Source organism: Mesorhizobium sp. W050 (genome assembly GCF_054719535.1).
Genome location: NZ_JBTTIH010000001.1, coordinates 4,684,183 through 4,706,386, shown reverse-complemented (window position 1 = coordinate 4,706,386; position 22,204 = coordinate 4,684,183). Strand labels below are relative to the sequence as shown.

Here is a 22,204-nt window from a genome sequence, read left to right as displayed (position 1 = left end):
CGGGTGACCCGATGGCAGCGGCGAAAGAGGACCTGACCTGGCTCAACCCGCCGCCGCACCATGCCTTCGGCGATGGCATCGTGCATGTGCGCACCGCCGGGGAAACCGACTTCTGGCGCGAAACCTTCTACGGTTTCTGGCGTGACAATGGCCATTTCCTGTATCGGCCGGTCGAGGGTGACTTCAGCGCCGAAGTCACGGTCAAGGGCGACTACAAGGTGCTCTACGACCAGGCCGGGCTGATGCTGCGGCTGAGTGAAACGCACTGGATCAAGGCCGGCATCGAATACACCGACGGGCTGGCTTACTTTTCGGTGGTGGTCACCAACGACACCTCGGACTGGTCGCTGCTCAGCATTCCCACCGGCCCCGACGGCGTGCGCATCCGGCTGACCCGCCATGCCGAGGCGATCCGCATCCAATATCTTGATACCACCGATGGCAAGTGGAAGCCGGTGCGGCTGGCTTATTTCCCGATCTCCAAATCCGTCGATGTCGGCATGATGTGCTGCTCGCCGCAGCGCGAAGGGTTTGAGGTAACATTCTCCGGCTTTACTGTCGGCCCGCCGATTTCCAGGCAATTGCACGACTGACGGCCATATCGATGGCGGACTAACCGTCTGCCCGATGCTGGAAGAACTGCAAAAACAGCTCCCGTTCGGTGGTTATGTCGAGCTTCTCGTAGATGCGGCGGCGGTGGTTCTTCACCGTGCCGACGGCGATGCCGAGCCGTTCCGCGATGTTGGCGGTCGGATGTCCCGCCAGGATCAACTGAACCAATTCCCGCTCGCGCAGCGACAGTTCCGGCCACAGGCTCGCAGGAATGGTCGGCTCTTGCCGGGGCGAGGCGCCGGGGCCGGTCGGCGCCGATGTGCGGGAGAACTCGGTGCCGCGCGCCTTGATGTCGAGCGCATGCAAGGCCTCGAACACCGGCAGCCGCTCGTCCAGCAGGGCGATTTCGCTCTCCTTGAAGGTGGAGGTCGAGCGGTCGAGGAAGATGCCGAGGCACCAGTCGCCGCCATCGGCCAGCATGATGCCGACCTCGTCGCAGATCTCCGACTGCGCCAGGAAGCCGGCTATGTACTGGCCGCGTTTGGCTTCGTCGTCGGCAAGCCGCTTCAGCGGCAGGATGCCCAGCCGGCGTTCACGCCGCCACGAGGCATAGAACGGGTCGAAGACGTAGTAATTGTCGAGATAGCGCCGGACCATCTCGTCGGAGAAGCGCCGGTGCTTGATGAATTCCGGCGTCTGCGTCGCCGAATATCGGGTCACGGTGACGAGATCGTGCTCGATATCGGCGCCGATCAGGTCGATCAGGCAGTCGACATGCCTGTCCGTACCGGTGGCGGCAATCGCCCTGGCGAGCGGCCCCCAGATATTGCCCATGCGCATGCCCTTTTCTCGGCTATCCCGGTCCGGCGGTCATTGTGTCTTTTGGCATATGGCGCAAGGCCGCCCAAGGAATCTAGCTTGAGCCATCCTAGAGCAATCCTGAGGCGACCGTGACCCAACCCAACCTCACCAGCCCCATCGTCGGCAATCCAATCGTCATCGGCATCGACGCCGGCGGCACCATGACCGACACGATCCTTGTCGACCAGGACGGCCACTTCAAGATCGGCAAGTCGGCAACCACGCCGAAGAACGAGGCCGAAGGCTTCCTCGCATCGGCCGAAGACGCGGCCGACGCCTGGGGCATCTCGCTGGAGCAGCTGTTCTCCGGCGTCAACGTCGTGCTCTATTCCGGCACCGGCATGCTCAACACACTGTTGTCGCGCACCGGGCGCCGGCTTGGCCTGATCACCACCAAGGGTCTGGAAGACATGATCCTGATGGGTCGCGGCCTGCAGGCCTGGGCCGACTATTCCTATGCCGACCGGCTGCATGCGGTGACCCACCATCATCCCGGTCCGCTGGTGCCGCGCCGTCGCACCCATGGCGTCACCGAGCGCATCGACCAGTTCGGCGACATCGTGCTGCCGCTCTACGAGCATGAAGTCGCGATTGCGGCCAGGAAGCTGATTGCCGACAAGGTCGAGGCGATCTGCATCATGACCATCTTCTCGCACGTCAATCCGGTGCACGAAAAGCGCATCGCCGAGATATGCCGCGAGGAGGTGCTGAAAGCCGGCGCCGACATCCTCATCTACACCAGCCACGAGGTCCGCCCGGTCATCCGCGAACAGTCGCGGCTGAACTCGGTGCTGATCGAAGCCTACGCGACGTCGCGCGGCCGCAAGCAGCTTAGGGGTATCGAGGACGTTTCGAAAAAATACGGCTTCAAATACGGCGTGCAGACGCTGCTGTCCTTTGGCGGCCTGACCTCAATCAACCATCCGCGCCTGCACGAAACCATGATTTCCGGCCCGATCGGCGGTATTCTCGGCGCGGCCTATGTCGGCAAGCTCATCGGCAACGACTCCCTGATCTGCTCGGACATGGGCGGCACCTCCTTCGACATGGGCGTCATTTCGCGCGGCCAGACGCGGATCGAGAACGAGCCGCTGATGGACCGTTTCAAGCTCAACGTGCCGACGCTGCATCTCGACACGATCGGCGCCGGCGCCGGCATGATCCTCAAGGTCGACCCGCTGACCAAGAAAGTCTCGCTCGGGCCGGAAAGCGCCGGTTCCGACCCCGGCCCCATCTGCTTCGCCAAGGGCGGCACTGAACCCACCATCGCCGATTGCGACGCCATACTAGGCCGCCTCAACCCGTATTATTTCCTCGGCGGCAAGGTCGTCTTGCAGGTCCAGAAGGCGCGCAAAGCGTTTGAGGAAAAATGCTCCAGCATCCTTGGCGTCGGTGTCGAGGAGGCTGCCGAAGGCATGATCGACATGCTGGAAGCCGATGCCAACAACGCGCTGCGCCGGGTCATTTCCGGCCAGGGCATCCATCCCTCGGAATTCACGCTGCTGTCCTATGGCGGCTCGGGTCCGCTGCATCTGGCCGGCTGCTCCAGGGGCATCGGCTTCAGGGACATCATCACCTTCCAGTTTGCCGCCGCCTTCTCGGCCTTCGGCTGCACCACCGCCGATTTCATGCGTCGGCGTTCGGTCTCGACGCAGCACGACATCGGCGCCCGCGCAAGCGATGACGAGCTGCTCGCTTTCGGCAAGAAGGTCACCGACGTCTGGAATGATCTCACCAAGGCGGCGGTCGACGAGATGATCAGCGACGGCCATATCAGAGACAAGATCAAGACCGTGCCGTTCCTGATGATGCGCTACACCGGCCAGCTCGAGGATGTCGAGGTCATGGCACCGCTTGCCGAGGTCAATTCGGCTGACGACATGCGTAGGGTCATCGACGAGTTCGAGGCGGTCTACGCCAAGGTCAACCATCGCATTTCGCGCTATGGCGAAGCCGGCTTCACCATCACCGAGCTCGGATTGATCGCCACCGCCGACAAGGTCAAGCCGGTGCTCTTGAAGCGCCCGCTCGGCAAGTCGGCCCCGGCAGCAGCGCACAAGGGCGTGCGCGAGGCCTATATCGGGGGACGCTGGCACAAGGCCAATCTCTACGAGATGGACCTACTGCAGCCCGGCCATGAGGTGATCGGTCCGGCCATCATCGAACATCCCGCCACCACGCTCGTTGTTCATCCGCAGGACCGTGTCCACGTCGATGAGTGGACGCTGCTGCATTACACCCATTCTTGAAAGGGCACCGCCATGTTGGACAGACCTGCCTCGGCCCTGCGCCTTCGCGAACGGCTGCTCGATTCAGAACGGCTGATGGAAGAGACCGGCTGCTATGACGGCATCACCGAGCTCACGCTACGCAACCAGGACCCGCTGAAATTCGAGACGCTGCACACCAAGCTGCGCGCCTATTGCGTCTCGGCCCGCGAAATGGCCCGCCGCATCTCGGCCTCGCCCGGCGTGCGCGAAGTCGGCGAAATGGTGGTGGCGATCTATACGCCCGAGGGCGATGCGATCGCGCTGTCCAACGGCATCATGGTCCACGTCCACACGATGAGCCGCTTCATCAAATGGATGATCAAGAACAATTACGAGGAAAACCCGAAGATCCGCGAAGGCGACATCTTTGCCAACAACGATGCCTTCATCGGCACCGTGCAGGTGCCCGACGTCATGGACGTGGTGCCGATCTTCCATCAAGGCACGCTGGTCGGCTGGGCCGGTGCGGTCTGCCACGAGCTCGAAGCCGGCGGCATCACGCCCGGCGGCGACGTCTGCTTGGCGCAGGAGCGCTTCACCGAAGGCCTGTTCGTCTGCGCCGAGAAGATCGGCGAGAATGACGAGATCCGCCGCGACTACGTCATCCGCTGCGAGCGCAATCTACGCATGCCGATCTACTGGGTGCTCGACGAGAAGGCCAAGGTCGCCTCCTGCATCGACATGCGCGAAAGCGTCAAGCAGCTGATCTCCGAGATCGGCCTCGACTACTGGATGAAGGTGTCGAAGGAGTTCATCGAGGAGGGCCGTCGCGCCCAGCTCGCCCGCACCCGCCAGCTCACCGTGCCCGGCATTTATCGTGGCCACACCTTCTACGGCCATGTCACGGCGGGCAAGCCCGGCTTCCAGCTGCTTGGCGATCCCGACTGGCTCTACAACATCCCGATCGAGATGGAGATCACCACCGACGGCAAGATCACCATGGACTTCGAGGGCACGCAGCCCTGGGGCTACCATTCGATGAACTGCACGCCGGCCGGCATGGATGGCGGCATGTTCGTCACCTTGACCCAGCACATGAATTTCGAGGGCCTGGTCAATGACGGCGCCTGGATGGCGACCGAGCTGAAGCTGCCGCACGGCACCTGGACCAACCCCGACAATGAGATGGTGGCGACCGCCACATCCTGGGCGCTGCTGCTGCCGGCCTATGGCGTGTTCCAGCGCCTTTTGTCGCGCGGCTTCGTCGCGCGCGGCTTCGTCGAGGAGGCCTTCGTTGGCCAGGTCAACAGCCCGATGATCGAGATGGGCGGCGAAAGCCAGTACGGTACGCCGTTCGGCATGGCGCATTTCGAATGCGCCGCCGCCGGCTCCGGCGCGCTGGCCATCGCCGATGGCCTCGACACCGCCTATGTCGGCTGGAATCCGGAATCCGACATGGGCAACATCGAGGTCTGGGAACAATCGATGCCGATGGTCTATATCGGCCGCTCGATCGTCCCCAATTCAGGGGGCGCCGGCAAATATCGCGGCGGCTGTTCCTTCGTCTCGACCTGGCTGATCAACAAGACCTCGCACCTGCGACTGCACACCTCGGAACACTCCTCGCGGGTATTCGACAATGGCGGCATGTGTGGCGGCTATCCCGCGCCGACCTGCCAGAAGCATCGCGCGGTACGCAATTCCAACATCCATGAACTGGCGGCAAAAGGCGAACCGCTCGCGCATGCCCCAGGTATCGATCCGCATGTCTCCGACTACGAGAAGAACATCGGCGGCGACCATGCCGTGGTCGAAGGCCCCTACATCACCTCGCCGCACAAGTCGGGGGACATCTTCAGCCATTCCTACAATGGTGGCGGCGGTTACGGCGACGTGCTGGAGCGCGATCCGGTCAAGACCGCCTGGGATGTCGAGAACGGTTTTCTCACCCGCCAGGCGGCGATCCAGATTTTCGGCATCGTGCTGAAGGACGACGCCGAGGGTTATCCGGTTGCCGATATCGACGCCACCGTCGAACGTCGTGCCGCCATGCGCAGAGAGCGTCTGGCCAAGGCGATCCCGGTTTCCGACTGGATCGCTGCCGAACACGGCCGTGTCGAGAAGGCCGACTTCGCGCCCGAGGTGAAGAAAATGTATGCCAGCGCGATCAAGCTGTCGTCGCGCTTCACCAGGGATTTCAGCGATTTCTGGACCGTCGACGCCAGATCGATCTTCATGCCGGGAGCAAAGCCATGACCTCGTACAGCAAGGAAGTCCTCGGCGATCTCTCAGCCGGCAAGCTCCCCTGGCCTCAGACAAAGCGCATCATGAGCGCCTACAAGGACGACGACCGCTTCTTCAAGATGCTCGCCGTCTATCAGGACCGTGTCACCTGGAAGGACCCGATCCTGCTGCCGGTCTCGGATCACCTGTTCATCTGCCAGAGCGGCGACGAGCGCATCACCCGTTGCGAATGCGGCCACTCCTTCGGCGACTACCGCAAGAACTGGAAGCTCAAGGCCGCGATCAACGTGCGCAACACCGAGGCAGCGCTGCGCGAGATCTATCCCAACAGCGATATCCCCGATCCGCAATGGATGGAAATCCGCGAATTCATCTGCCCGCAATGCGGCACCATGCACGAGGTCGAGGCGGCAGCACCCGGCTATCCGATCGTGCATGATTTCGAACCCGATCTCGAAGGCTTCTATCGCGAGTGGCTGGGCAAACCGCTTTAGCGACGTGGTGACCAGCGCTGCAGGCAAGGTAGCGCTCGTCACCGGGCTGGGTCTAAGACTATGGCATCAAACGTCGGCATCGGAGATTCACTGCCCATGACAGACCTTTCCGGCCGCAGTGCGATCGTCACCGGCGGGTTTTCCGGCATGGGCTTCGCCATTGCGACGGCGTTGGCGCAGGCCGGCGCAAATGTAGCGGTCGGCTCCTACATCGCCCCCGCCGACGCCGACAGAACCGACGCCGCCTACTATCCCGGCGCCGATGAAATCGAGCGCGTGCGGTTGGCCCTGTCGGCACACGGCACCAGGGTTTATGCCGCCCATCTCGATGTCCGCGACAGCGATGTGACCAACCGGTTTGCGGCTGACGCACAAGCCGCCATCGGCCCGGGAGACATACTGGTCAATGCCGCGGGCACCACCGCCGAACAGCCGGTCTGCGGCCATTCCGACGCACTGTGGGACAAGATCGTCGACACCAATCTGAGCGGAGCGTTCCGCGTCACCCGAGCTGTGCTGCCCGGCATGATCGAGCGCGGCTGGGGCCGTATCGTCAACATCGGCTCGACAGCGGCTTCCGTCGGCTGGAAGGACAACCCGGCCTACTGCGCCTCGAAGGCCGGGCTGCTCGGCCTTACCCGCTGCGTGGCGCTGGAAGGCGCCGCGCACGGTGTCACCTGCGTCATGATCAGCCCGACCTGGGTCGAGACCGAACTGATGCGCCGCAACGTGGCGCAGGTGGTCGAGCGTGAGGGCAACGGCAGAACCGCCGAGGAAGCGATGGCCGAGATCGCCAAGGGCAATCCCCAGCAGCGCATGCTGCAGCCGCAGGAAATCGCGGCTCTAGCCGTGTTCCTGTGCTCGGATCTGGCCAAGGGCATCACCATGGAAAACATCCAGATCACCGGCGGAGCGCTGTGGTAGCGGCCACAGTTTGAATTTTCGAACGAGCGAGCCGCATTAACGCCATTTGTCGGTTGCATGTTCGTTTTGGCCCTGCCTGCGGCAACTTTACCCCTCGCGGCAAATTTACCATTGAGTGACAGGCGATAGAGGTTATATTGTGCACTGCACAATGGATGCCCGCTGATCGGGATCCGGCAAGGGCAGGTTCCGGCGATCGCGCATGACGCAGAAAAGCCGACCATGGGCGCTTCAGCCCAGCTGAAAGGCGGCAGCATGAGAAATCCGGTACGGATATGAAGATCCCGAAATCCATTCTGATCGATCCGGACAACAACAAGGCCTATGCCGCCTTCGCCGTTGCGGTGTCGGTCTTTGCCTTCGCCTACTCCACCAATTTCGGCCAGATCCTGATCCTCGCCTACTATCTGGTATGGCTGCCGCTGCTGTTCGTCGACTACCGGCGTTTCGCCCGCGATCTCTCCAGCGCCTGGCTGCCGCTGCTGTTTGCGGCCTATGTCTGTTTGTCGCTGTTCTGGTCGCAAGCGGCCGGCACCAGCGCGCGGGCGGGGCTGCAATATTTCTCCCACATGCTGTGCGCCTACATCGCGGCGCGCACCATCAGCACGCGCACGCTGGTGCTGGGCTCGCTGATCGGCATCTTCATCGTGCTGCTGTATTCGCTGAAGGTTGGCGCCTATGCGCTCGACACTATCGACGGCACCACCAATTTCGTCGGCGCCTTCGGCTCCAAGAACCAGATCGGCTTCTTCGCCTCGCTCGGCATCTTCTTCTGCTTCGCTTTTCTGGCCTTCTACCGGCGCAACTGGATGAGCTTCGTCTGGACCGCGCCGATCATCCTGCTGTCGGTCTATATGCTGGCGATCGCCCACTCGGCGACGTCAATCGCTTCGCTTCCGGCGGTGATCGGTGTCGTTGCTTTGCTTGCCATGAGCAAGGTTCTGTCACGCCGCTACCGCCGCGTGCTGTTCGTCGTCGGCGCTACGGCGCTGGTCGGCGGTGTGATGGCTGCGCTGAACCTTGGCCTGCTCGATGTCGTGCTCGGCATCTTCGGCAAGGATTCGACGCTGACCGGCCGCACCTATCTCTGGGAACAGGGCTGGGCCGCCGCGCAGCAGCGTCCGGTGCTCGGTTATGGCTATGCCGCCTACTGGATCCAGGGTTTTGCCGATCCGGAACGGCTCTGGGCCGAGTTCTACATCTCCACCCGCACCGGCTTCCATTTCCACAACACCTATATCGAGACGCTGGTCGAGCTCGGCTTCATCGGCGTGACGATGCTGGCGCTGATCATCCTGCGCTCCTTCTGGGGCCATGTTTCGAAGGTGGTGTTCGGTGACTGGAGCGCCGATTCGGTGGTGCTCGCCGGCGCGGTCGGCATGATGCTGATCCGCTCCTTCTTCGAGGTCGAGATCCTCGGCCCCTATTTCATGGCCTCGTTCATCGTCTATTACGGCCTGTTCAAGCTGCGCCCGGTGCCGCTCGCCAGGGCAAGGCGGGCCTATGTTCCGGTGCCGGACGAGAACACCGCCAACGGCCGCATGCCGGCGCGCGTCTGACTTGCTTATCTCAGGCGACGGCGCGCTTGCGCAGCATCAGCCGCTGCAGGAAGCGGCGCAACGGCTCGTCATAGAGGCGCGTGGCGATGTCAGCGATGACGATGACGGAAACCGCCATGACGATGCCGAACCAGGGATGATGCGCGAACGGGTCGATCGCTGCGGCCTTGCCCGCCCCGGCGATGATCATCAGCAGCGGCGTGTGGATGATGTAGATCGGGTAGGAAATCCGCCCCAGCCAGCCATAGAGGCCTGACAGGCGCGGCGCCGTCGGCGCAATAGTGCCGACCACCACCAGCGCCGGGAAGACCAGGACGACGCAGGCGAGATCGTAGGCGACGCGCGCGCCGCCGGCCGGCGCGATGGCAAAGACGATGAGCGTCAGCGCGATCGCACCCTCGACCCACCAGCCGCGCCGCAGGAAGCCGAGCCCGCTTTGATAGCGTGTCATGGACCGGCAAAGCAGCACGCCCAGGAAGAACGAGAAACAGACGCGCGGCAGGCCGCTGATGATGGTCGAGCCGGTCATGCCGAAGTCGAGCGTGCCGGCAATGATAGAGGCGACCACCAGCAGCACCAGGCTGACGGCGATGAGCACGCTCAGCACGCGTTTCGTCAGCAGGAAGAAGACGGCGACATAGGCGATGTTGACGATCAGCTCGAAGAACAGCGACCACGACGCGGGGTTGAGCGGAAAGATCGTGTGATAGGCATCGCTGACCAGCGGGATGAAGAACATGCCGGTCGTCAGCATGGTGCCGATCTCGGAGATCGGCATGTATTCCGCCGGAATCAGCCGGTTCTTGACGATGAGATAGAAGAAACCGAGCAGCGTGCCGGCGAGGTAGAGCGGGTAGAGGCGTATCAGGCGGATCGCCAGGAACGTGCCGAAGCCCATGCCGTTTTCGATCTTGCGGTCATAGGCATGCGCGATGACGAAGCCGCTGAGCAGGAAGAACAGGTCGACCGCCAGATAGCTCGACGGCAGCACCTTGCCGGCGGCCAGGAACGGCGAGAAGTGGTAGAGCATGACGCTGATCGCCGCGACGCCGCGGATGGCATCGAGATTGAGGTAGACGTGGCGCGGTGCGGCGGGCTGCATGGAATGCCTTCAAGCGGTCGGAAAACGGAAGTTCCCGCCCGCACCCTGGCGCGAACGAGCCGAACTTGTTCCTCCCGCCTCCATCGCGCGGGCCTCGCCGAGCGAGCCCGAGCGCTAGAGCAATTCCGGGAAAAGTGGGAAACGGTTTTCCGTCCGGAATTGCTCCAAACAAACAGGTTACTGGCTGGCCGTCGGCGCCAGCTTCACCTTGATGACGTCGCCCGGCAGCACCGGCGTATCTTCCTTGGCGTCGATCTCGCTGGTCTTGCCGTCGGTCACGCGCACCAGCGAATAGATGAGCGCCGGCTCTTCATTGTTGTTTGTGATGGCGGCGGTCGTGGCCGAGTCCGATGCCTGGGCCATCAGGCCCTGTTGCATGTTGACCCTGAGTGCGGCTTCGTTGAGGTCTGCTTCGACCTGCTGCCGGTCGGCGGCAAGTCTCGAGTTCAACGTGTTCTGGGCATCGATGGCATCCTGCGCCGCCTTGCTGACTGACTGCTTGGCGGTGAGGATCGCCGTCTCATAGTCCAGGATCTTGCCCTGCAGATCGGTGACCGACTGTTGCGAGGAAAGCAGGCGTGCGTTGGCGACCAGGCCCTTTTGCGCCAGCGGACCGATACTGTCCGCCTGCTGCTGCGCCAGGTCGACCTGTTTTTGCTGGTTGACGATCTTTTTCTGCAGCGCCTCGATTTCGGACTGCAGGACCCCTTTCAGATCGTCAAGCGCCTGCAGCTTCAGCTTCAACGCTTTCTGGTCGGAGATCAGGATCTGCATTTCGTCGGAGACGATTGTCGCCAGGCGCGGGTCGCCCTCGACTTCCTTAGGCGCCTCGAAACTCTCCTTGCCGGCGAGATCGGCATCGATGCGGGCACGCTTGACGATCAACCGCACGCGCTGGTCGTCATAAATGTCGAAATTGCCCTTGGCGGTGATCAGGTCCTTGCCGAGCTGGGTGCCGAAGTCGGCGTTGCGCCGGATGCCGCCGGCGATGCTGATCGCCTTGAGCACGGTCAGCTCCGGCACATAGGGAAACTGGCCAGGCGTCTGGATCTCGCCCGAGATGTAGAACGGCCGGAACTGCACCATTTCCACCGAGGCTTCCGGCTTGTCCGACAAGGCAAGCTTGCGCTGCAGGGCGACGCTGATCGCGGCCGCAACCTCCGACGTGGTCTTGCCGGCGGCCGGCAGTTCGCCGACGAACGGCACCGACAAATTGCCGGCTGGACCGACCGAATATTCGCCGTTTACCGCCGACCAGTCACGGAACGTGCCTTCCACCGTCTGCCACTCGGCGACGCGGATGTTGAGCTTGTCTTGCGAGCCGAGCCGGTACTCGTCGGCCATGGCCGGAACCGCGAGCGACAGAGCGAGGCACGTGGCGACGAGCCGTGCCGGCCGCATCGGGCCGGCAAGGCGAAAATACGCTGATATGTCTGTTTTCAACTGAACGTTTCCGATCCGTTTTGGCCCCATCCGCCCGATAGGCCTGCTGCCGAGTGCCTCCTTCGGAACCTGGCAGAATACTATGGCTGCAATGCGAGACCGGCCCATCGCCGAATAGCTTTGGACCGGATTGGCTTCGGGCCGTACCGGCCCGATTGCTGACCAGTTGCGGTCGGTCAGTAGGAACCGCGCGACATCCACACCGCAGGCACGGTCTTGAGGATGATGCGAACGTCTTCGAACAGCGACCAGTTCTCGACATAGTGACGGTCGAACGCGACGCGACTGTCATAGGAGACATCGTTGCGTCCGCTCACCTGCCAGAGCCCGGTCAGGCCCGGCCGCGACTTCAAATAATAGACCGCGGCGCTGCCGTAGATCTCAAGCTCGTCGCGCACCACCGGGCGAGGCCCGACAAGGCTCATGTCGCCCTGCAGGATGTTGATGATCTGCGGCAGCTCGTCGAGGCTGAGCTTGCGCAGAACGGCGCCGACGCGGGTGACGCGCGGATCGTTCTTCAGCTTGCGGGTCGCGATCCATTCGGCGTTGGCTTCCGGATTGGCCGCGAGATAGGCGGCCAGCACACGTTCGCCGTCTTCGACCATGGTGCGGAACTTGAGGCAGGGGAAAATCCGCCCACCGCGTCCGATGCGCTTGTGGCCGTAGAAGATCGAGCCGCCGTCGGAAAGCTTGACCAGAAGGGCCACCATCAGGAACAGCGGGCTAAGCGCCACTAGGCCGACAAGTGAACCGAAAATATCGAAACTGCGCTTCAGCAGCCCGCCGATGGGTGGCGGAAAATCTACGCCGACATGCGAAAATGCCGCATTGGCCGACTTGGCAACGTCCCTCATGCAAAAGCTCCATACGTTGAACGGATGGTTTATGCCACGATACCAAAAAAATGCTGCAGCGCAACACACAATTTCCCATATGGCTGAAATAGTCACGTCAGGAATTGACTAAATAATAAACGCTCCTTGCCCAAATTTTGCCCTTTATGGCGGGTTTGTGACGAATAATTAGCAACCGTAGGAAATGTAATGCCTTTTTTCGGCGGGTTTTGGGCAAATCGTCCTTTGCCGCAGAGGGAACGGCTTTAACTGATTTTCGAATCACTGGATTTGCTAAATTAATCAAGTAAAATACTAATCAACATTGTAGATTCTACTGTAGTATAAAGCGCATGACGAGTTAGGTCACCACCCCTGCGTGTGCATCGCAGCATGGCGGAGTCCAAGCCGCCGCCAAGCCGAAAATTATTGCAGGTTGCCCTTGCCGTCAGTTTCGCGCCTTAATAGAGTCGCAAATTATTCCTGATAGAGTCTGGATGGGTTGGGAAGGCCGGAAGCAACCGGCCGAAAAAGAGCAACTAAATAAGCTCGCATGGCGAATGGGGAGATACTCGGGTGGGTAAGTCATCGCTTTTGCATGCTCGGGCCGGTTGACGGGCCGCCGAACATGTCATTACCAAAATTCGTCATTGGAATGGTTTTCGCCCTCGCGATCGTGGTCGCGTGGTCCTATGTCGACGGCGCGACGGTCACCACAACGGTGCTTCGCGTCATCGGCTGCGCTGTCCTCATCCAAATCGGTTATTTCCTGCTGGTGTATGTGATGATCGCCAGGAGCGCGCCGACATCGGCCGACAGGGCTCGCGACGCCGAAAGAAGCCTCGGCGCCGACAAGGCGGTTGAAGGCGAGAAGCTCTCGGCGAGGCGCAGCGTGCATTGAGTAGTCTGAAGCCGCAAGGTCGGCCTCGGATCATCTTGCAGCCGGACTCAGCCTGCTTCGGCCGGCTCGGGTTCCGATTGCTCGCCTGAAAGCATTTTCGACAGGCGGCTGCCGGCCTTCGCTTTCAACCTCTGATATTGCCCGACTTCGACGATTCGTCCGTTTTCGACTGCAACCACCCAGTCGGCGAAGGCGATCATCGATGGCCTGTGCGCAATGGTCAGGATCGTCATCGATCCGCGCAAGCCGTCGATCGACTTGGCGATCAGGGATTGGTTCTGCCAGTCGAGCGCGCTGGTCGCCTCGTCGAGAATGAGCAGCGAAGGTTTGCGCAGCAGCGCGCGCGCCAGCGCGATGCGCTGGCGTTCGCCGCCCGAGAGCCGGACGCCGCGGTCGCCGACCACCGTGTCGAGCCGCAACTCCAGCCGCTCGACGAAGTCGGCGCCATGCGCAGCGCGCAGTGCAGTCCACAGCTCCGCGTCAGTGGCTTGCGGCGCGGCAAGGCGCAGATTGGCGGCGATCGTATTGTGCAGCAGGAACACGTCTTGCGGCACATACGCCACCTGGTCGCGCCAGCGCCGGCGGTTGGCCGCGCCGATCTCGACGCCATCGGCCAGGATTTTGCCCTCGCTCGGTTCGAGCAGGCCAAGCAGCATGTCGGCAAGCGTGCTCTTGCCCGAGCCTGACGGACCGATCAGCGCCGTTACCTTGCCGGCGGGAAGGCCAAACGTCACATCGCTCACCACCGGCTTGCCGCCGGCCTCATAGGCAAAGGAGACGTTGCGGATGTTGAGCCCGACATCGAGCGACAGCTTGGCATCCGATTCGAGGTTTGCCGGCTCGCGTTCGGCATCGAAACGCGCCTGCATGTCGCGCATCGAGGCATAGGCCGGCAGGTTGATCAGCACCTGCTGCGCCTGCATCTGCATGTCCATGAAACGCGGCGCGATGCGCATGAACACCAGAAGCAGGACAACGATCTCGGCCAGCGAGAGGTTGAAGCGGACCAAAGCGACATAGATGAACAGGCTCAGACCAATGACGCTGGCGACCTGGAACAGAGCGGTGCCGATGGTGCTGTTGCGCACATAGTTGATGTTGTCGGCCTTCATCTTCTCCAGCGTCGCGCGAAGCTGCGCGTAATAGGTCGCCTCGACATTCAGGCTCTTGGCCACCTTGATGCCGCCGAGGAACTCCGAGACCGTTCGGTACTGCTCCTGGCGATTGCTGGTCAAAACCCGGCCGAAGGCGCTGGCTCGTGCCCGAAACGGCTGCAGTGCCAGGAAGGTGACGATGCCGACGACAATGGCAAACGCCGTCATTACTGTCGAAATGAACAGCGAGACAACGAGATAACCCGCCAGAAGCACGGCGATCTGCACCAGCATCAGCAGCGAGAACGCCGCCGACTGCACGCGGTCGATATCGCCGGTCAGCGCATGGTCGAGATCGGAGCTGCGCATGCGCGCGAATATCCCCCACCGCGCCTTGCCGATGCTCTCGAACAGGTTCATGCGCAGGCGATTGATGAAGTCGAGCAGCAGCCGCGCCATGTAGACGGATTTGTAGCGGTTGAACGCTGCCTGCAGCGCGACAAGCCCGACCAGCAGGCAAAGCACCGTGGTCAATTGCAGCGTTCCGTCCGGAGCCAGCCAGCGCACCCAGTCGCGGTCAGGCAACCTGACCGCGAAATTCTGCTCGGGTCGCCCGACCAGATGCAGCAGCGGCACCAGAAGCAGGATCGAGATGCCTTCGGTCAGGCTTCCCAGGATCAGGAACAGCAATGCCGTGAAGGTCCTGCGCCCGCCGATCCGGGCCATGGCGGCGCCGAAGCCGGCGACATCGCGGTAAAACGAAAAGCGCAGGATCTGCGATGCGGACATGTCAGTCACCGCGGCCCTTTGTCGGCCGCCAGATCGTTTTCGATCAGGGCGACGGCTTCGCCGATACGGTCGAGCCCGGTGGGCACTTCGAGGCGACAGACGCCGATCTGGCTGGCCAAGGCGGCGCATTGGCGAAGATGTGTCGTGGCAAAATCGCCGACCAGGGCTGGACGGCCGAAACGCGTCACATAGGAAAACTTGATGATTGCCGGCAGGGCGCCGATGCCTGGCAGCGGCGTGATCGCTGCCTTGTCGCTGCGCTCGAGGATATAGATCCGGGTCGCCGGCACCGCGTCTGCCGCAAATCCGGCGTGCAGGCGGTGCTGCATCTTGTCGATCGCCGCATGCACCTGCGGGCGTATCTCTGCCTGTCGGATGGGAAACGCGGCGGCGGCATCGGCGGCGAGCTTCAACTGCGGAAAACCCGGAACGATCATCGGCCGCTCCGTGAGATCGAGCGCCACGACATCGTCGGTCAGCAAGCGATGGCCGGCGCGGATCATCGCGCTCGCCGTCGTCGATTTCCCGGCGCCCTTGTCGCCCATGAAAACAGCGCTTTTGACGCCGACGGCAATGGCGCTGGCGTGCAGGATGAGCAGGCCGCGCTGGTGCAGGAGCAGTGCCATGACCGGACCGAGCAGCGGAAACGCCAGCAGTGCATCGTCGACATCAGGCGCCGGCTCCACCTCGATGCGGCAGGCATCGGTAATCAGGAATGCGCCGACCGTCTGCCATGCCAGATATTGCTGCCGCGCCTCGAAGCGGAAAGCAGTTCCGGTCTCGGGCGAGGGTTTTGGCAAGTCGATCGGGCCGACTGTAATCACCACATCGACCGCCGCCGGCGCGCTCGGCTCCAGCTCGGGCAATTCGACCTGCGAACCGATCGTCAGGCCATAAGCCCTGTAGAAGCGTTGCGCGCGAGCCTTGGGATGGCCGGCATCGCGGATCGCATCGGCGGTGAGTGGCATGTTGGCCAGTGTCATGCTTGGCTCCCGCGCTGTTGCACCTGCCTTAGCCACAGCGACAACGCGATCGAACGCCAGACATACTGGACATCGGGCAGGGTGGCTTCGTCCGGTTGCCGCGCGATGCGGCCATAGGCGGCTGTCACTTCGGGCAAATTGACATAGGGCGCGATCAGCGCCGCATCCGCTACCAGCACCTTGTCGAGGAGATCACGGTGATTGCCGAGCATGCCTTTGACCAGGTTCGAGGTGAAATCGATCTTGTCGCGCCGCCACTGCACCGCCGGCGGCAGGATTCCTTCCATGGCGCGGCGCAACACCGAGCGGCCAAAGCCCTGGTTCAGCTTTTCCGCGCCGGGCAGCGCCAGGCAGAACTCGACCAGCGGCTTGTCCCAGAAGGGGTAGCGCGGCTCGACGCCGAAATTGGCGGCGGCCTTGTCGAGAACCTCGAAGGCGTGCGGCACCATGCCGTTCGACAGCAGCCAGCGATGGGTCAAGGTCTCGCTGGCGCTGACTGCGGGCGGCATGTAGCCGGCCCTGCGGAACCGCTCGACGAGGTCGGTGCGCATCGCCAGGTCCGGATTGATCAGGCCGCGCCAGCTCGTCGCCGGCCGCCCAGTTGGATGGCGCCGCAATTTGCCAAGCACGCGGTTCGCGAACCGCTTGATTCTCGCGATGCGCCAGGCCGGTCCGTAAAGGGTAAGGAACTGGTAGTAGAGGCCGAGCATGCCGTCGCCATAGGTGTTGGAGGCGCTGCGCAGCTCGCGCCACAGCTCCATCCATTTGCCGGCATAGGCGAGTTCGTGCAGATGGCCGTGGCCCTGCGAAACCACCTCGTCGCCGCCATGGCCGTCCAGCAGCACCTTCATGCCCTTGGCGCCGGCGGTCCTGTAGATGTCGCGGGTCAACGACAGGCCGGGCGCCAGGAACGTTTCCTCCTGCTCTTCCAGAATGCGTTCGAACTCGGCGAAGGGCGCGTAGTTGCCGACGGAAATCAAAGTGCCGTCGACCTGCTCCTGTCCAAGCACTGCCTCGATGAAAGGCCGCTCGTCCATCGGCGAACCCTTTTCGAACACCAGCGAGAAGGTCGGCAGCCTCGGCTTGCGCTGCGCGGCATTCTGAAGGCCCGCCACGCAGGCGATCGAGGAGGAATCGAGGCCTCCGCTCAGCATCGCCCCGACCGCAGGCGTGCCGCGCATGCGGTTGCGGACCGATTGCGAAAACAAATGCCGGAATTCCTCGGCCGTATCCGATCGCATCGGCCTTGGCGAGGGTTCGATCTGCCAGTAGCGGCGCAACACCACCTGGTTCCCGGTCACCGTCAGGCTATGGCGCGCGGGCAGGCGGAAGATATCGGCATAGGCAGTCGATTGCGGATTATCGGGCAGCCCGGCGAGGAAGCCGGAAATCTGGTGTTCGCTGATGCGCATGTCGACGCCGCCGACCTCGAGGATCGGCCCGATCTCGGAAGCAAAGACGAAACGCCGGTCGCTTGAATGGTAATAGAAGGGTTTGACGCCGAAATGATCGCGCACGCAAAACAGCTTCTGGCGCTCGGCGTCCCAGATGGCAAAGGCGAAGTCGCCCTGCAGATATTCGGGACAGGCTTCGCCCCAGCGCAGATAGGCGCGCATCACAAGCACGGCGTCGGCAGCCGAATTGTCCCGGATGCCGAGCCTGGCCAAGAGTTCGTCACGGTTGTCCAGCCGGCAATCCGCGGTGATTGCGAGCTTGCCGCCGGCCATGGTCAGCGGGCCGGGGCCGGCTTCATCGGTGGTGTTGAGCCAGGCGTGGCCAAGAACGACGCCCTCGTCGATCCACCACGAACTGCCGTCAGGCGCGCGATGCTGCATGCGGGCAAGCATGCGCTGGATGTCGGCCGCGGCGGCCTGCCTGCCTTCCTGCCTCAGCAGAATTCCGGCGACGCCGCTCATCGCTCACTGGCCGTGGTCGACGAGATGGTTAAACCTGCCAAGCGAGCCGCCGAGCACGATATGGTCGCCGCTGACCAGCCAGGCATGCGCCTTCAACTCGGTGCCGGTATCGCGCTCGATGCCGATGCGGATTTTTGAGGCGTTGCCCTGGCGGGCAAGCAAATACTGGCCGGAGAGCGCTTGGGTCAGACAGCTTGCGCCAGGCACCAGGCGGGCAGCCGCAGCCACGCCCCAGGCGACACGCCTGAGATCGCCGATGTCGGCTGGTTCGCGCGCGTCGAGCCGGGTCACCACGCGGCGCACTTTGTTGTAGGAAAGCAGCGTCAGCCCCAGCCGCACCGCCACCACCACCGCAAGGCAGTGGGCGAGAAAGAGCATCTCCGGCCCGCTCAGTGAGAAAGCTCTAGACAAGTTCCTCATCATGGAGCCTCGCAAGCCCGGCGTCCGCCAAGCCCTTCAACAATCCATCGACATCGGCCTTGCAGCGTTCCGGATCGACATTGTAGCGATCCAGCACGGCGCTGCGGATTTCGGAAATCGGCCGCGGCTCCTGGATCAGCTCCCAGATATAGGCGCCGACGCTGTTCAGGCTGTAATAGATGTTGGACCTCATATCGAGCAGCGCCAGGCCGTTGCCGAATTCGCAGGCCACGGCATCCTTGCTCGCGCTCATCCGATCATGGTCCGTGGGGTTCCAGTCCATTCCTAAACCTCGCTCACAACACCAACGCTTCGGCAATTCCGGACAAAGACGCGAGAGCCGGGGTTTGACCCCCGACTCTCCTTAGTGCGCTCTGTTTGCAGAGTCCGGACTTTGTCACCCCAACGAGAGAAGACTCAGGAGAAGGTGAGTTCGCCGACCGGCGTATGTGCCGGAAACGAGGCGTCGAGTGCCGTAGTACCGCTACCGCCTTGCGTGATGGTCTCGATCGAGCCGTGGACCGTCAGGCTAGGGGTTTCGTACTCATGCTTTTCAACATTCTGTTCCAATTTACTCTCCACTTGTGGACTGGAAGCGGCCTGTCGATTGCCGGCAGCGAGCTATTGCTGCACCGCAATAGCTGCATGGCAGCATTTATGAGTCAAGCCTGATTTACCCGCCGTTAATCAATTCTCGGTTGCGGTAGCCTTCAATGGTGATCAAAACCGCTTGCATTTTCACAGCCTAGGTGATTTCAGCGGAGTGACCGTGGTTCTTAGTTACGTAGCTGATTTTATTACATTAAATTTTCTAGTCGAACGCTCGTCATTTGGGCGCTAGCGCGTGTTCCCACAAGATTGTTGCTGACGTGTCGGGCATAGGCTCCGATCAGGCGACGCCTTGCATCGTTGTACGACCGTGTCGTTAGACGCAGAGGTTGCAGGAAAATTGTCTCCAAGGAAAAAACTGGACGCGGCGCATGAATTTGGCGATGCTTTGCTTCGCACTTGCAATATAACGCGCTTGGCGAATTTTTTGCGGAGATGCTGCAGCAGATGGCCTTGCAGGAAGGGACCTTCGAAAGGTTGCGCGCCGCTGGCTGCGCCGACGAAGTGGCCTATGTGCAGGCGTGCCTGCGGCTGTTCTTCGCCTCCGGGGCTAGCCCCGGCACCGCGCCTGCACCGGCCATCTCCGTTGCCGATGTTTGCGCCATCGCCAGGCTGAACAAGGTCGCCACCTTCATGCTGAAGGCGCTGTCGCGCCCACCGGCGGGCGAGACGCCGCCGGGATTGCTCGAGTGGCTCGACACTTATCGCCGGCGCACGATTGCGATGAACTCGTCCGGCATCATGGATTCGATGGCCATCGACAAGGCGCTGCGCGGCAGCGGCATCGATTTCGTGTTCCTGAAGGGGCCCCTCCAGCAGCAACTGCTCTATGGCGACCATTTCATGAAGCCGTCCGGAGATGTCGACATATTGGTGTCGCCGGCCGGCTTCTTTAGAGCTCGCGATGCGTTGCGCTCGATCGGCTACGAGGTCGCCGGCAAGTCCCGCTCCGTCTGGTGGGTGCGCTTTCTGGGCGAGCAGCACATGGTTCGCAGCCAGGGTCGGAAATTGTCCACCGTCGATCTCCATTACCGGCTCCAGCAGCCGGGATCGCCCAGCCCGCGCGATACGGAAGGGTTCCTGCGCCGCAAGCGCGCGCTTGCGATCGCCGGCTCCAGCGTGCCGTTCATCTCGGCCTCCGACACTTTGCTTCTGTCCTGCATCAGTGTCGCAAAGGCGCTGTTCAACCGCGAGCCATGCGCGGGCTATGTCTGCGATATCCGGGCCGCTGCCAGTCGGCTGAGCGAGGCCGAGCAGCAGACTGTGCTCGACTACGCGGCCGAGCAGGGGCTGGCCGACACCCTGCTGCTGGGCCTGCGCGCCGCCGATGTGCTGCTTGGAGGCGCCGGCACGCTGCTGTCGGATCGGGCCACCAGGATCCTGTCACGCATCGGCAATGAAGACCTGTTCCACATGGTCATCGCGCCGTGGCTGTCGTCGCTCAGATGGCCGCAACGGCGCACCGTTTTGTGGGAATTGTGCGGCCGCGAACCTGTCCGCTACCTGACCGAGGCCGGCTGGGCCGCGTCAGCCGACCTCAGCCGGCGGATTTTCGAGCGGGAAAGCCGGTGACGATGAGGGTCGTCATGCAGCAGGCAGAAAACGTTCCGTCCCGATCCGCTGGGGATGGATCATGGGAGGATGGATCGGGGTCCGGCGCCGCGCGCCGGGAGGGCGAGGGGCCTCGCGACACTTTACGCAATCGAAAGGCCATCCTATGTCCATGACAGAATCCCGGGTCTGCGTGATCATCGCGGCGCGCAACGCGGCCCGGACCATTCCCGCAGCCATCGCCTCGGCGCTGCGCGAGCCGGAGGTGGCGGAAGTCGTTGTCGTCGACGACGCCTCCACCGACGACACCGCAAAAGTGGCCAGCGCTGCCGACGATGGCAGCGGTCGGCTTTCGGTCATCCGGCTCGACGTCAATCGCGGCCCGTCCTTCGCTCGCAATGCCGCCATTGCCGGGTCGAAATCGCCTTTCATCAGCATTCTCGACGCCGACGATTTCTTCCTTCAGGGACGGTTTCGCCAGCTGTTTGCCAGCACCGACTGGGATTTCGCCGCCGACAACATCATGCTGATCCGTGACGATACGGCGACCGACATCTCTAAGATCGTCGCTCCGTCCTTTTCGGCGGACCCGGAATTCCTCGACTTCGAGCGGTTCATCGAGGGCAACATCTCCAGACGGCGTGTCCAGCGCGGCGAACTCGGCTTTCTCAAGCCGGTGATATCAAGAGCTTTCCTCGACAGGCATGGGCTGCGTTACGACGAGAACCTGCGTCTCGGCGAAGATTATGAACTGTACGCCCGCGCCTTTGCCCTTGGCGCACGCTTCAAGGTCATCCGTTCCTGCGGCTATGGCGCGATCGTGCGCGCCGATTCGCTGAGCGGGCGCCACAAGACACAGGATCTGAAGCGCCTCGCCGATGCGGATCTGGCACTGCTCAAGATCGACAGCCTGCCGGAAGGCTCCAAGGCCCTGCTGCGCAAGCACGAGCGGCATGTGCGTGACAAATACCGGCTGCGCAATTTTCTCGATGTGAAGGCCGAGCGCGGCATGGCGTCTGCGGCCGCCTACGCGCTGGCCAGCCAGTCGAACTTCATTCCCATCGTTGTCGGCGTGGCCGCCGACAAGCTCGATGCGTTGTTTCGCCACGCCGGTCTGCCCCCGCGGCAGCAGCCGGTGCCGCCCTTGCGCTTCCTCATGGCCGCTACCAGCACGGCGGCGCAAAAGTAGGCTCCGCCAAGTCCGGGACGGCGGCCGCAAGGCTGAAAAAATTGCCTTTCTGAAACTCGGAGGTTGCCTACACGCCCCGACGATGGCACTGTATGTTGCGGTGCAGCAATTTTGGAAGGCCAACCGGATGGCTTCAATTTTCGGCTTCAGGTCCAGGGACCCAGCGCGCGACAAGCAGACCGATCTGGCGCGTTTCGACCGTCTGGCAAAGCTGTTGGATCAGATCACGGCCGAGATTGCGGCCGAGAAGACCGGGTTGGAGGCCCGCTACCGGTCGAAGTCCACCAACGCGGCCTTCCTGGTCGAGTCGATGGAGAACGGCTCGGCGTCGGCAAGCAAGCTGTCGGAAGTCGGCGAGCTGACGAAGTCCATCCTGAACTGCGAACAGCGCATCGCCGAGCTGGTGCGCCAGACGAGCCGGATGAAGGAACTGCGTCATTCACTCGACGCGATCGTCGGCGAGGATGGCCAGAGTTCTGATTCGCACGGCGAATATGTCAAATCCGCAGGTCGCTTCGGCTGAACACGGT

Annotated in this window: 20 protein-coding genes; 10 read left to right on the top strand and 10 right to left on the bottom strand. The window is 62.5% G+C overall.

The genetic code is table 11. The features are described 5' to 3' along the window. Nucleotides 1-11 precede the first annotated feature (11 nt). The gene (locus ACYG9Y_RS22650; protein ID WP_023738080.1) at nt 12-593 is read left to right on the top strand and encodes a DUF1349 domain-containing protein; all 582 of its coding nucleotides are present in this window, start codon (nt 12-14) and stop codon (nt 591-593) included. 19 nt (nt 594-612) lie between these two features. Here the strand turns inward: ACYG9Y_RS22650 and ACYG9Y_RS22645 are convergent, their stop codons facing one another. Beyond that, nucleotides 613-1,392, bottom strand: coding sequence for a helix-turn-helix transcriptional regulator (locus tag ACYG9Y_RS22645; protein ID WP_023834390.1), 780 nt, complete (start codon nt 1,390-1,392; stop codon nt 613-615). Nucleotides 1,393-1,502: 110 nt separating this feature from the next. On the opposite strand from ACYG9Y_RS22645, the gene ACYG9Y_RS22640 reads away from it, so the two are divergent. From ACYG9Y_RS22640 to ACYG9Y_RS22620, 5 genes are all read left to right on the top strand, one after another. Next, on the top strand, nt 1,503-3,662 hold the full coding sequence (locus tag ACYG9Y_RS22640) for a hydantoinase/oxoprolinase family protein (RefSeq protein ID WP_023738082.1): 2,160 nt from the start codon (nt 1,503-1,505) through the stop codon (nt 3,660-3,662). A 12-nt stretch (nt 3,663-3,674) separates the two neighbouring features. After that, nucleotides 3,675-5,879: a hydantoinase B/oxoprolinase family protein gene (locus ACYG9Y_RS22635; RefSeq protein ID WP_023738083.1), complete on the top strand. Its 2,205-nt coding sequence runs from the start codon at nt 3,675-3,677 to the stop codon at nt 5,877-5,879. Then, complete coding sequence (locus ACYG9Y_RS22630; protein ID WP_023729650.1) at nt 5,876-6,361, top strand: acetone carboxylase subunit gamma; 486 nt, start codon at nt 5,876-5,878, stop codon at nt 6,359-6,361. Before ACYG9Y_RS22635 ends, ACYG9Y_RS22630 begins: the two co-directional genes overlap by 4 nt. Nucleotides 6,362-6,457: 96 nt before the next feature. Further along, nucleotides 6,458-7,285 (top strand): SDR family NAD(P)-dependent oxidoreductase, encoded by an 828-nt coding sequence (locus ACYG9Y_RS22625; RefSeq protein WP_023738084.1) that lies wholly within the window; start codon nt 6,458-6,460, stop codon nt 7,283-7,285. 275 nt (nt 7,286-7,560) lie between these two features. Beyond that, on the top strand, nt 7,561-8,844 hold the full coding sequence (locus ACYG9Y_RS22620) for an O-antigen ligase family protein (protein WP_023725867.1): 1,284 nt from the start codon (nt 7,561-7,563) through the stop codon (nt 8,842-8,844). 10 nt (nt 8,845-8,854) lie between these two features. On the opposite strand, the gene ACYG9Y_RS22615 is transcribed toward ACYG9Y_RS22620, so the two are convergent. From ACYG9Y_RS22615 to ACYG9Y_RS22605, 3 genes are all read right to left on the bottom strand, one after another. Next, a complete protein-coding gene (locus ACYG9Y_RS22615; RefSeq protein ID WP_023738085.1) occupies nt 8,855-9,946 on the bottom strand; it encodes an acyltransferase family protein in 1,092 nt (363 codons plus the stop codon). Nucleotides 9,947-10,123: 177 nt separating this feature from the next. Next, the gene (locus ACYG9Y_RS22610; RefSeq protein WP_032923778.1) at nt 10,124-11,347 is read right to left on the bottom strand and encodes a polysaccharide biosynthesis/export family protein; all 1,224 of its coding nucleotides are present in this window, start codon (nt 11,345-11,347) and stop codon (nt 10,124-10,126) included. A gap of 218 nt (nt 11,348-11,565) precedes the next feature. Next, complete coding sequence (locus ACYG9Y_RS22605; protein ID WP_023668816.1) at nt 11,566-12,243, bottom strand: sugar transferase; 678 nt, start codon at nt 12,241-12,243, stop codon at nt 11,566-11,568. 607 nt (nt 12,244-12,850) lie between these two features. On the opposite strand from ACYG9Y_RS22605, the gene ACYG9Y_RS22600 reads away from it, so the two are divergent. Next, nucleotides 12,851-13,123 carry a hypothetical protein gene (locus ACYG9Y_RS22600; RefSeq protein ID WP_023668815.1) on the top strand — a complete coding sequence of 91 codons (273 nt, stop codon included), beginning with the start codon at nt 12,851-12,853 and terminating at the stop codon, nt 13,121-13,123. Between the two features lie 47 nt (nt 13,124-13,170). Here ACYG9Y_RS22600 and ACYG9Y_RS22595 read toward each other — a convergent pair whose 3' ends face one another. From ACYG9Y_RS22595 to ACYG9Y_RS22570, 6 genes are all read right to left on the bottom strand, one after another. Continuing rightward, nucleotides 13,171-15,006 carry an ABC transporter ATP-binding protein gene (locus ACYG9Y_RS22595; protein WP_023738087.1) on the bottom strand — a complete coding sequence of 612 codons (1,836 nt, stop codon included), beginning with the start codon at nt 15,004-15,006 and terminating at the stop codon, nt 13,171-13,173. A 5-nt stretch (nt 15,007-15,011) separates the two neighbouring features. Further along, complete coding sequence (locus tag ACYG9Y_RS22590; RefSeq protein ID WP_023738088.1) at nt 15,012-15,989, bottom strand: phosphoenolpyruvate carboxykinase (ATP); 978 nt, start codon at nt 15,987-15,989, stop codon at nt 15,012-15,014. Beyond that, nucleotides 15,986-17,905 carry a lasso peptide isopeptide bond-forming cyclase gene (locus tag ACYG9Y_RS22585; protein WP_023738089.1) on the bottom strand — a complete coding sequence of 640 codons (1,920 nt, stop codon included), beginning with the start codon at nt 17,903-17,905 and terminating at the stop codon, nt 15,986-15,988. Before ACYG9Y_RS22585 ends, ACYG9Y_RS22590 begins: the two co-directional genes overlap by 4 nt. Nucleotides 17,906-17,908: 3 nt before the next feature. Next, nucleotides 17,909-18,283, bottom strand: a complete 375-nt coding sequence (locus ACYG9Y_RS22580; RefSeq protein ID WP_023689984.1) for a lasso peptide biosynthesis B2 protein — start codon at nt 18,281-18,283, stop codon at nt 17,909-17,911. A 25-nt stretch (nt 18,284-18,308) separates the two neighbouring features. After that, nucleotides 18,309-18,578: a PqqD family protein gene (locus ACYG9Y_RS22575; protein ID WP_245259933.1), complete on the bottom strand. Its 270-nt coding sequence runs from the start codon at nt 18,576-18,578 to the stop codon at nt 18,309-18,311. Between the two features lie 164 nt (nt 18,579-18,742). Continuing rightward, nucleotides 18,743-18,895 (bottom strand): lasso RiPP family leader peptide-containing protein, encoded by a 153-nt coding sequence (locus ACYG9Y_RS22570; protein ID WP_023684233.1) that lies wholly within the window; start codon nt 18,893-18,895, stop codon nt 18,743-18,745. A 486-nt stretch (nt 18,896-19,381) separates the two neighbouring features. Between ACYG9Y_RS22570 and ACYG9Y_RS22565 the strand changes: the two genes are divergently transcribed. The 3 genes from ACYG9Y_RS22565 (at nt 19,382) to ACYG9Y_RS22555 (ending at nt 22,197) form a co-directional block, all read left to right on the top strand. Beyond that, nucleotides 19,382-20,506: a nucleotidyltransferase family protein gene (locus ACYG9Y_RS22565; RefSeq protein WP_023738090.1), complete on the top strand. Its 1,125-nt coding sequence runs from the start codon at nt 19,382-19,384 to the stop codon at nt 20,504-20,506. A 145-nt stretch (nt 20,507-20,651) separates the two neighbouring features. Beyond that, a complete protein-coding gene (locus tag ACYG9Y_RS22560; RefSeq protein WP_023738091.1) occupies nt 20,652-21,674 on the top strand; it encodes a glycosyltransferase family 2 protein in 1,023 nt (340 codons plus the stop codon). Between the two features lie 127 nt (nt 21,675-21,801). Further along, a complete protein-coding gene (locus tag ACYG9Y_RS22555; RefSeq protein ID WP_023738092.1) occupies nt 21,802-22,197 on the top strand; it encodes a cytochrome P450 family protein in 396 nt (131 codons plus the stop codon). Nucleotides 22,198-22,204: the final 7 nt, after the last annotated feature.

Coding starts and splice junctions, on each gene's coding strand:
- ACYG9Y_RS22650 (WP_023738080.1), top strand. CDS start 12: ATGGCAGCGGCGAAAGAGGACCTGACCTGGCTCAACCCGCCGCCGCAC.
- ACYG9Y_RS22645 (WP_023834390.1), bottom strand. CDS start 1,392: ATGCGCATGGGCAATATCTGGGGGCCGCTCGCCAGGGCGATTGCCGCC.
- ACYG9Y_RS22635 (WP_023738083.1), top strand. CDS start 3,675: ATGTTGGACAGACCTGCCTCGGCCCTGCGCCTTCGCGAACGGCTGCTC.
- ACYG9Y_RS22630 (WP_023729650.1), top strand. CDS start 5,876: ATGACCTCGTACAGCAAGGAAGTCCTCGGCGATCTCTCAGCCGGCAAG.
- ACYG9Y_RS22625 (WP_023738084.1), top strand. CDS start 6,458: ATGACAGACCTTTCCGGCCGCAGTGCGATCGTCACCGGCGGGTTTTCC.
- ACYG9Y_RS22620 (WP_023725867.1), top strand. CDS start 7,561: ATGAAGATCCCGAAATCCATTCTGATCGATCCGGACAACAACAAGGCC.
- ACYG9Y_RS22615 (WP_023738085.1), bottom strand. CDS start 9,946: ATGCAGCCCGCCGCACCGCGCCACGTCTACCTCAATCTCGATGCCATC.
- ACYG9Y_RS22610 (WP_032923778.1), bottom strand. CDS start 11,347: ATGCGGCCGGCACGGCTCGTCGCCACGTGCCTCGCTCTGTCGCTCGCG.
- ACYG9Y_RS22605 (WP_023668816.1), bottom strand. CDS start 12,243: ATGAGGGACGTTGCCAAGTCGGCCAATGCGGCATTTTCGCATGTCGGC.
- ACYG9Y_RS22600 (WP_023668815.1), top strand. CDS start 12,851: ATGTCATTACCAAAATTCGTCATTGGAATGGTTTTCGCCCTCGCGATC.
- ACYG9Y_RS22595 (WP_023738087.1), bottom strand. CDS start 15,006: ATGTCCGCATCGCAGATCCTGCGCTTTTCGTTTTACCGCGATGTCGCC.
- ACYG9Y_RS22590 (WP_023738088.1), bottom strand. CDS start 15,989: ATGACACTGGCCAACATGCCACTCACCGCCGATGCGATCCGCGATGCC.
- ACYG9Y_RS22585 (WP_023738089.1), bottom strand. CDS start 17,905: ATGAGCGGCGTCGCCGGAATTCTGCTGAGGCAGGAAGGCAGGCAGGCC.
- ACYG9Y_RS22580 (WP_023689984.1), bottom strand. CDS start 18,283: ATGCTCTTTCTCGCCCACTGCCTTGCGGTGGTGGTGGCGGTGCGGCTG.
- ACYG9Y_RS22575 (WP_245259933.1), bottom strand. CDS start 18,578: ATGAGCGCGAGCAAGGATGCCGTGGCCTGCGAATTCGGCAACGGCCTG.
- ACYG9Y_RS22565 (WP_023738090.1), top strand. CDS start 19,382: ATGGCCTTGCAGGAAGGGACCTTCGAAAGGTTGCGCGCCGCTGGCTGC.
- ACYG9Y_RS22560 (WP_023738091.1), top strand. CDS start 20,652: ATGTCCATGACAGAATCCCGGGTCTGCGTGATCATCGCGGCGCGCAAC.
- ACYG9Y_RS22555 (WP_023738092.1), top strand. CDS start 21,802: ATGGCTTCAATTTTCGGCTTCAGGTCCAGGGACCCAGCGCGCGACAAG.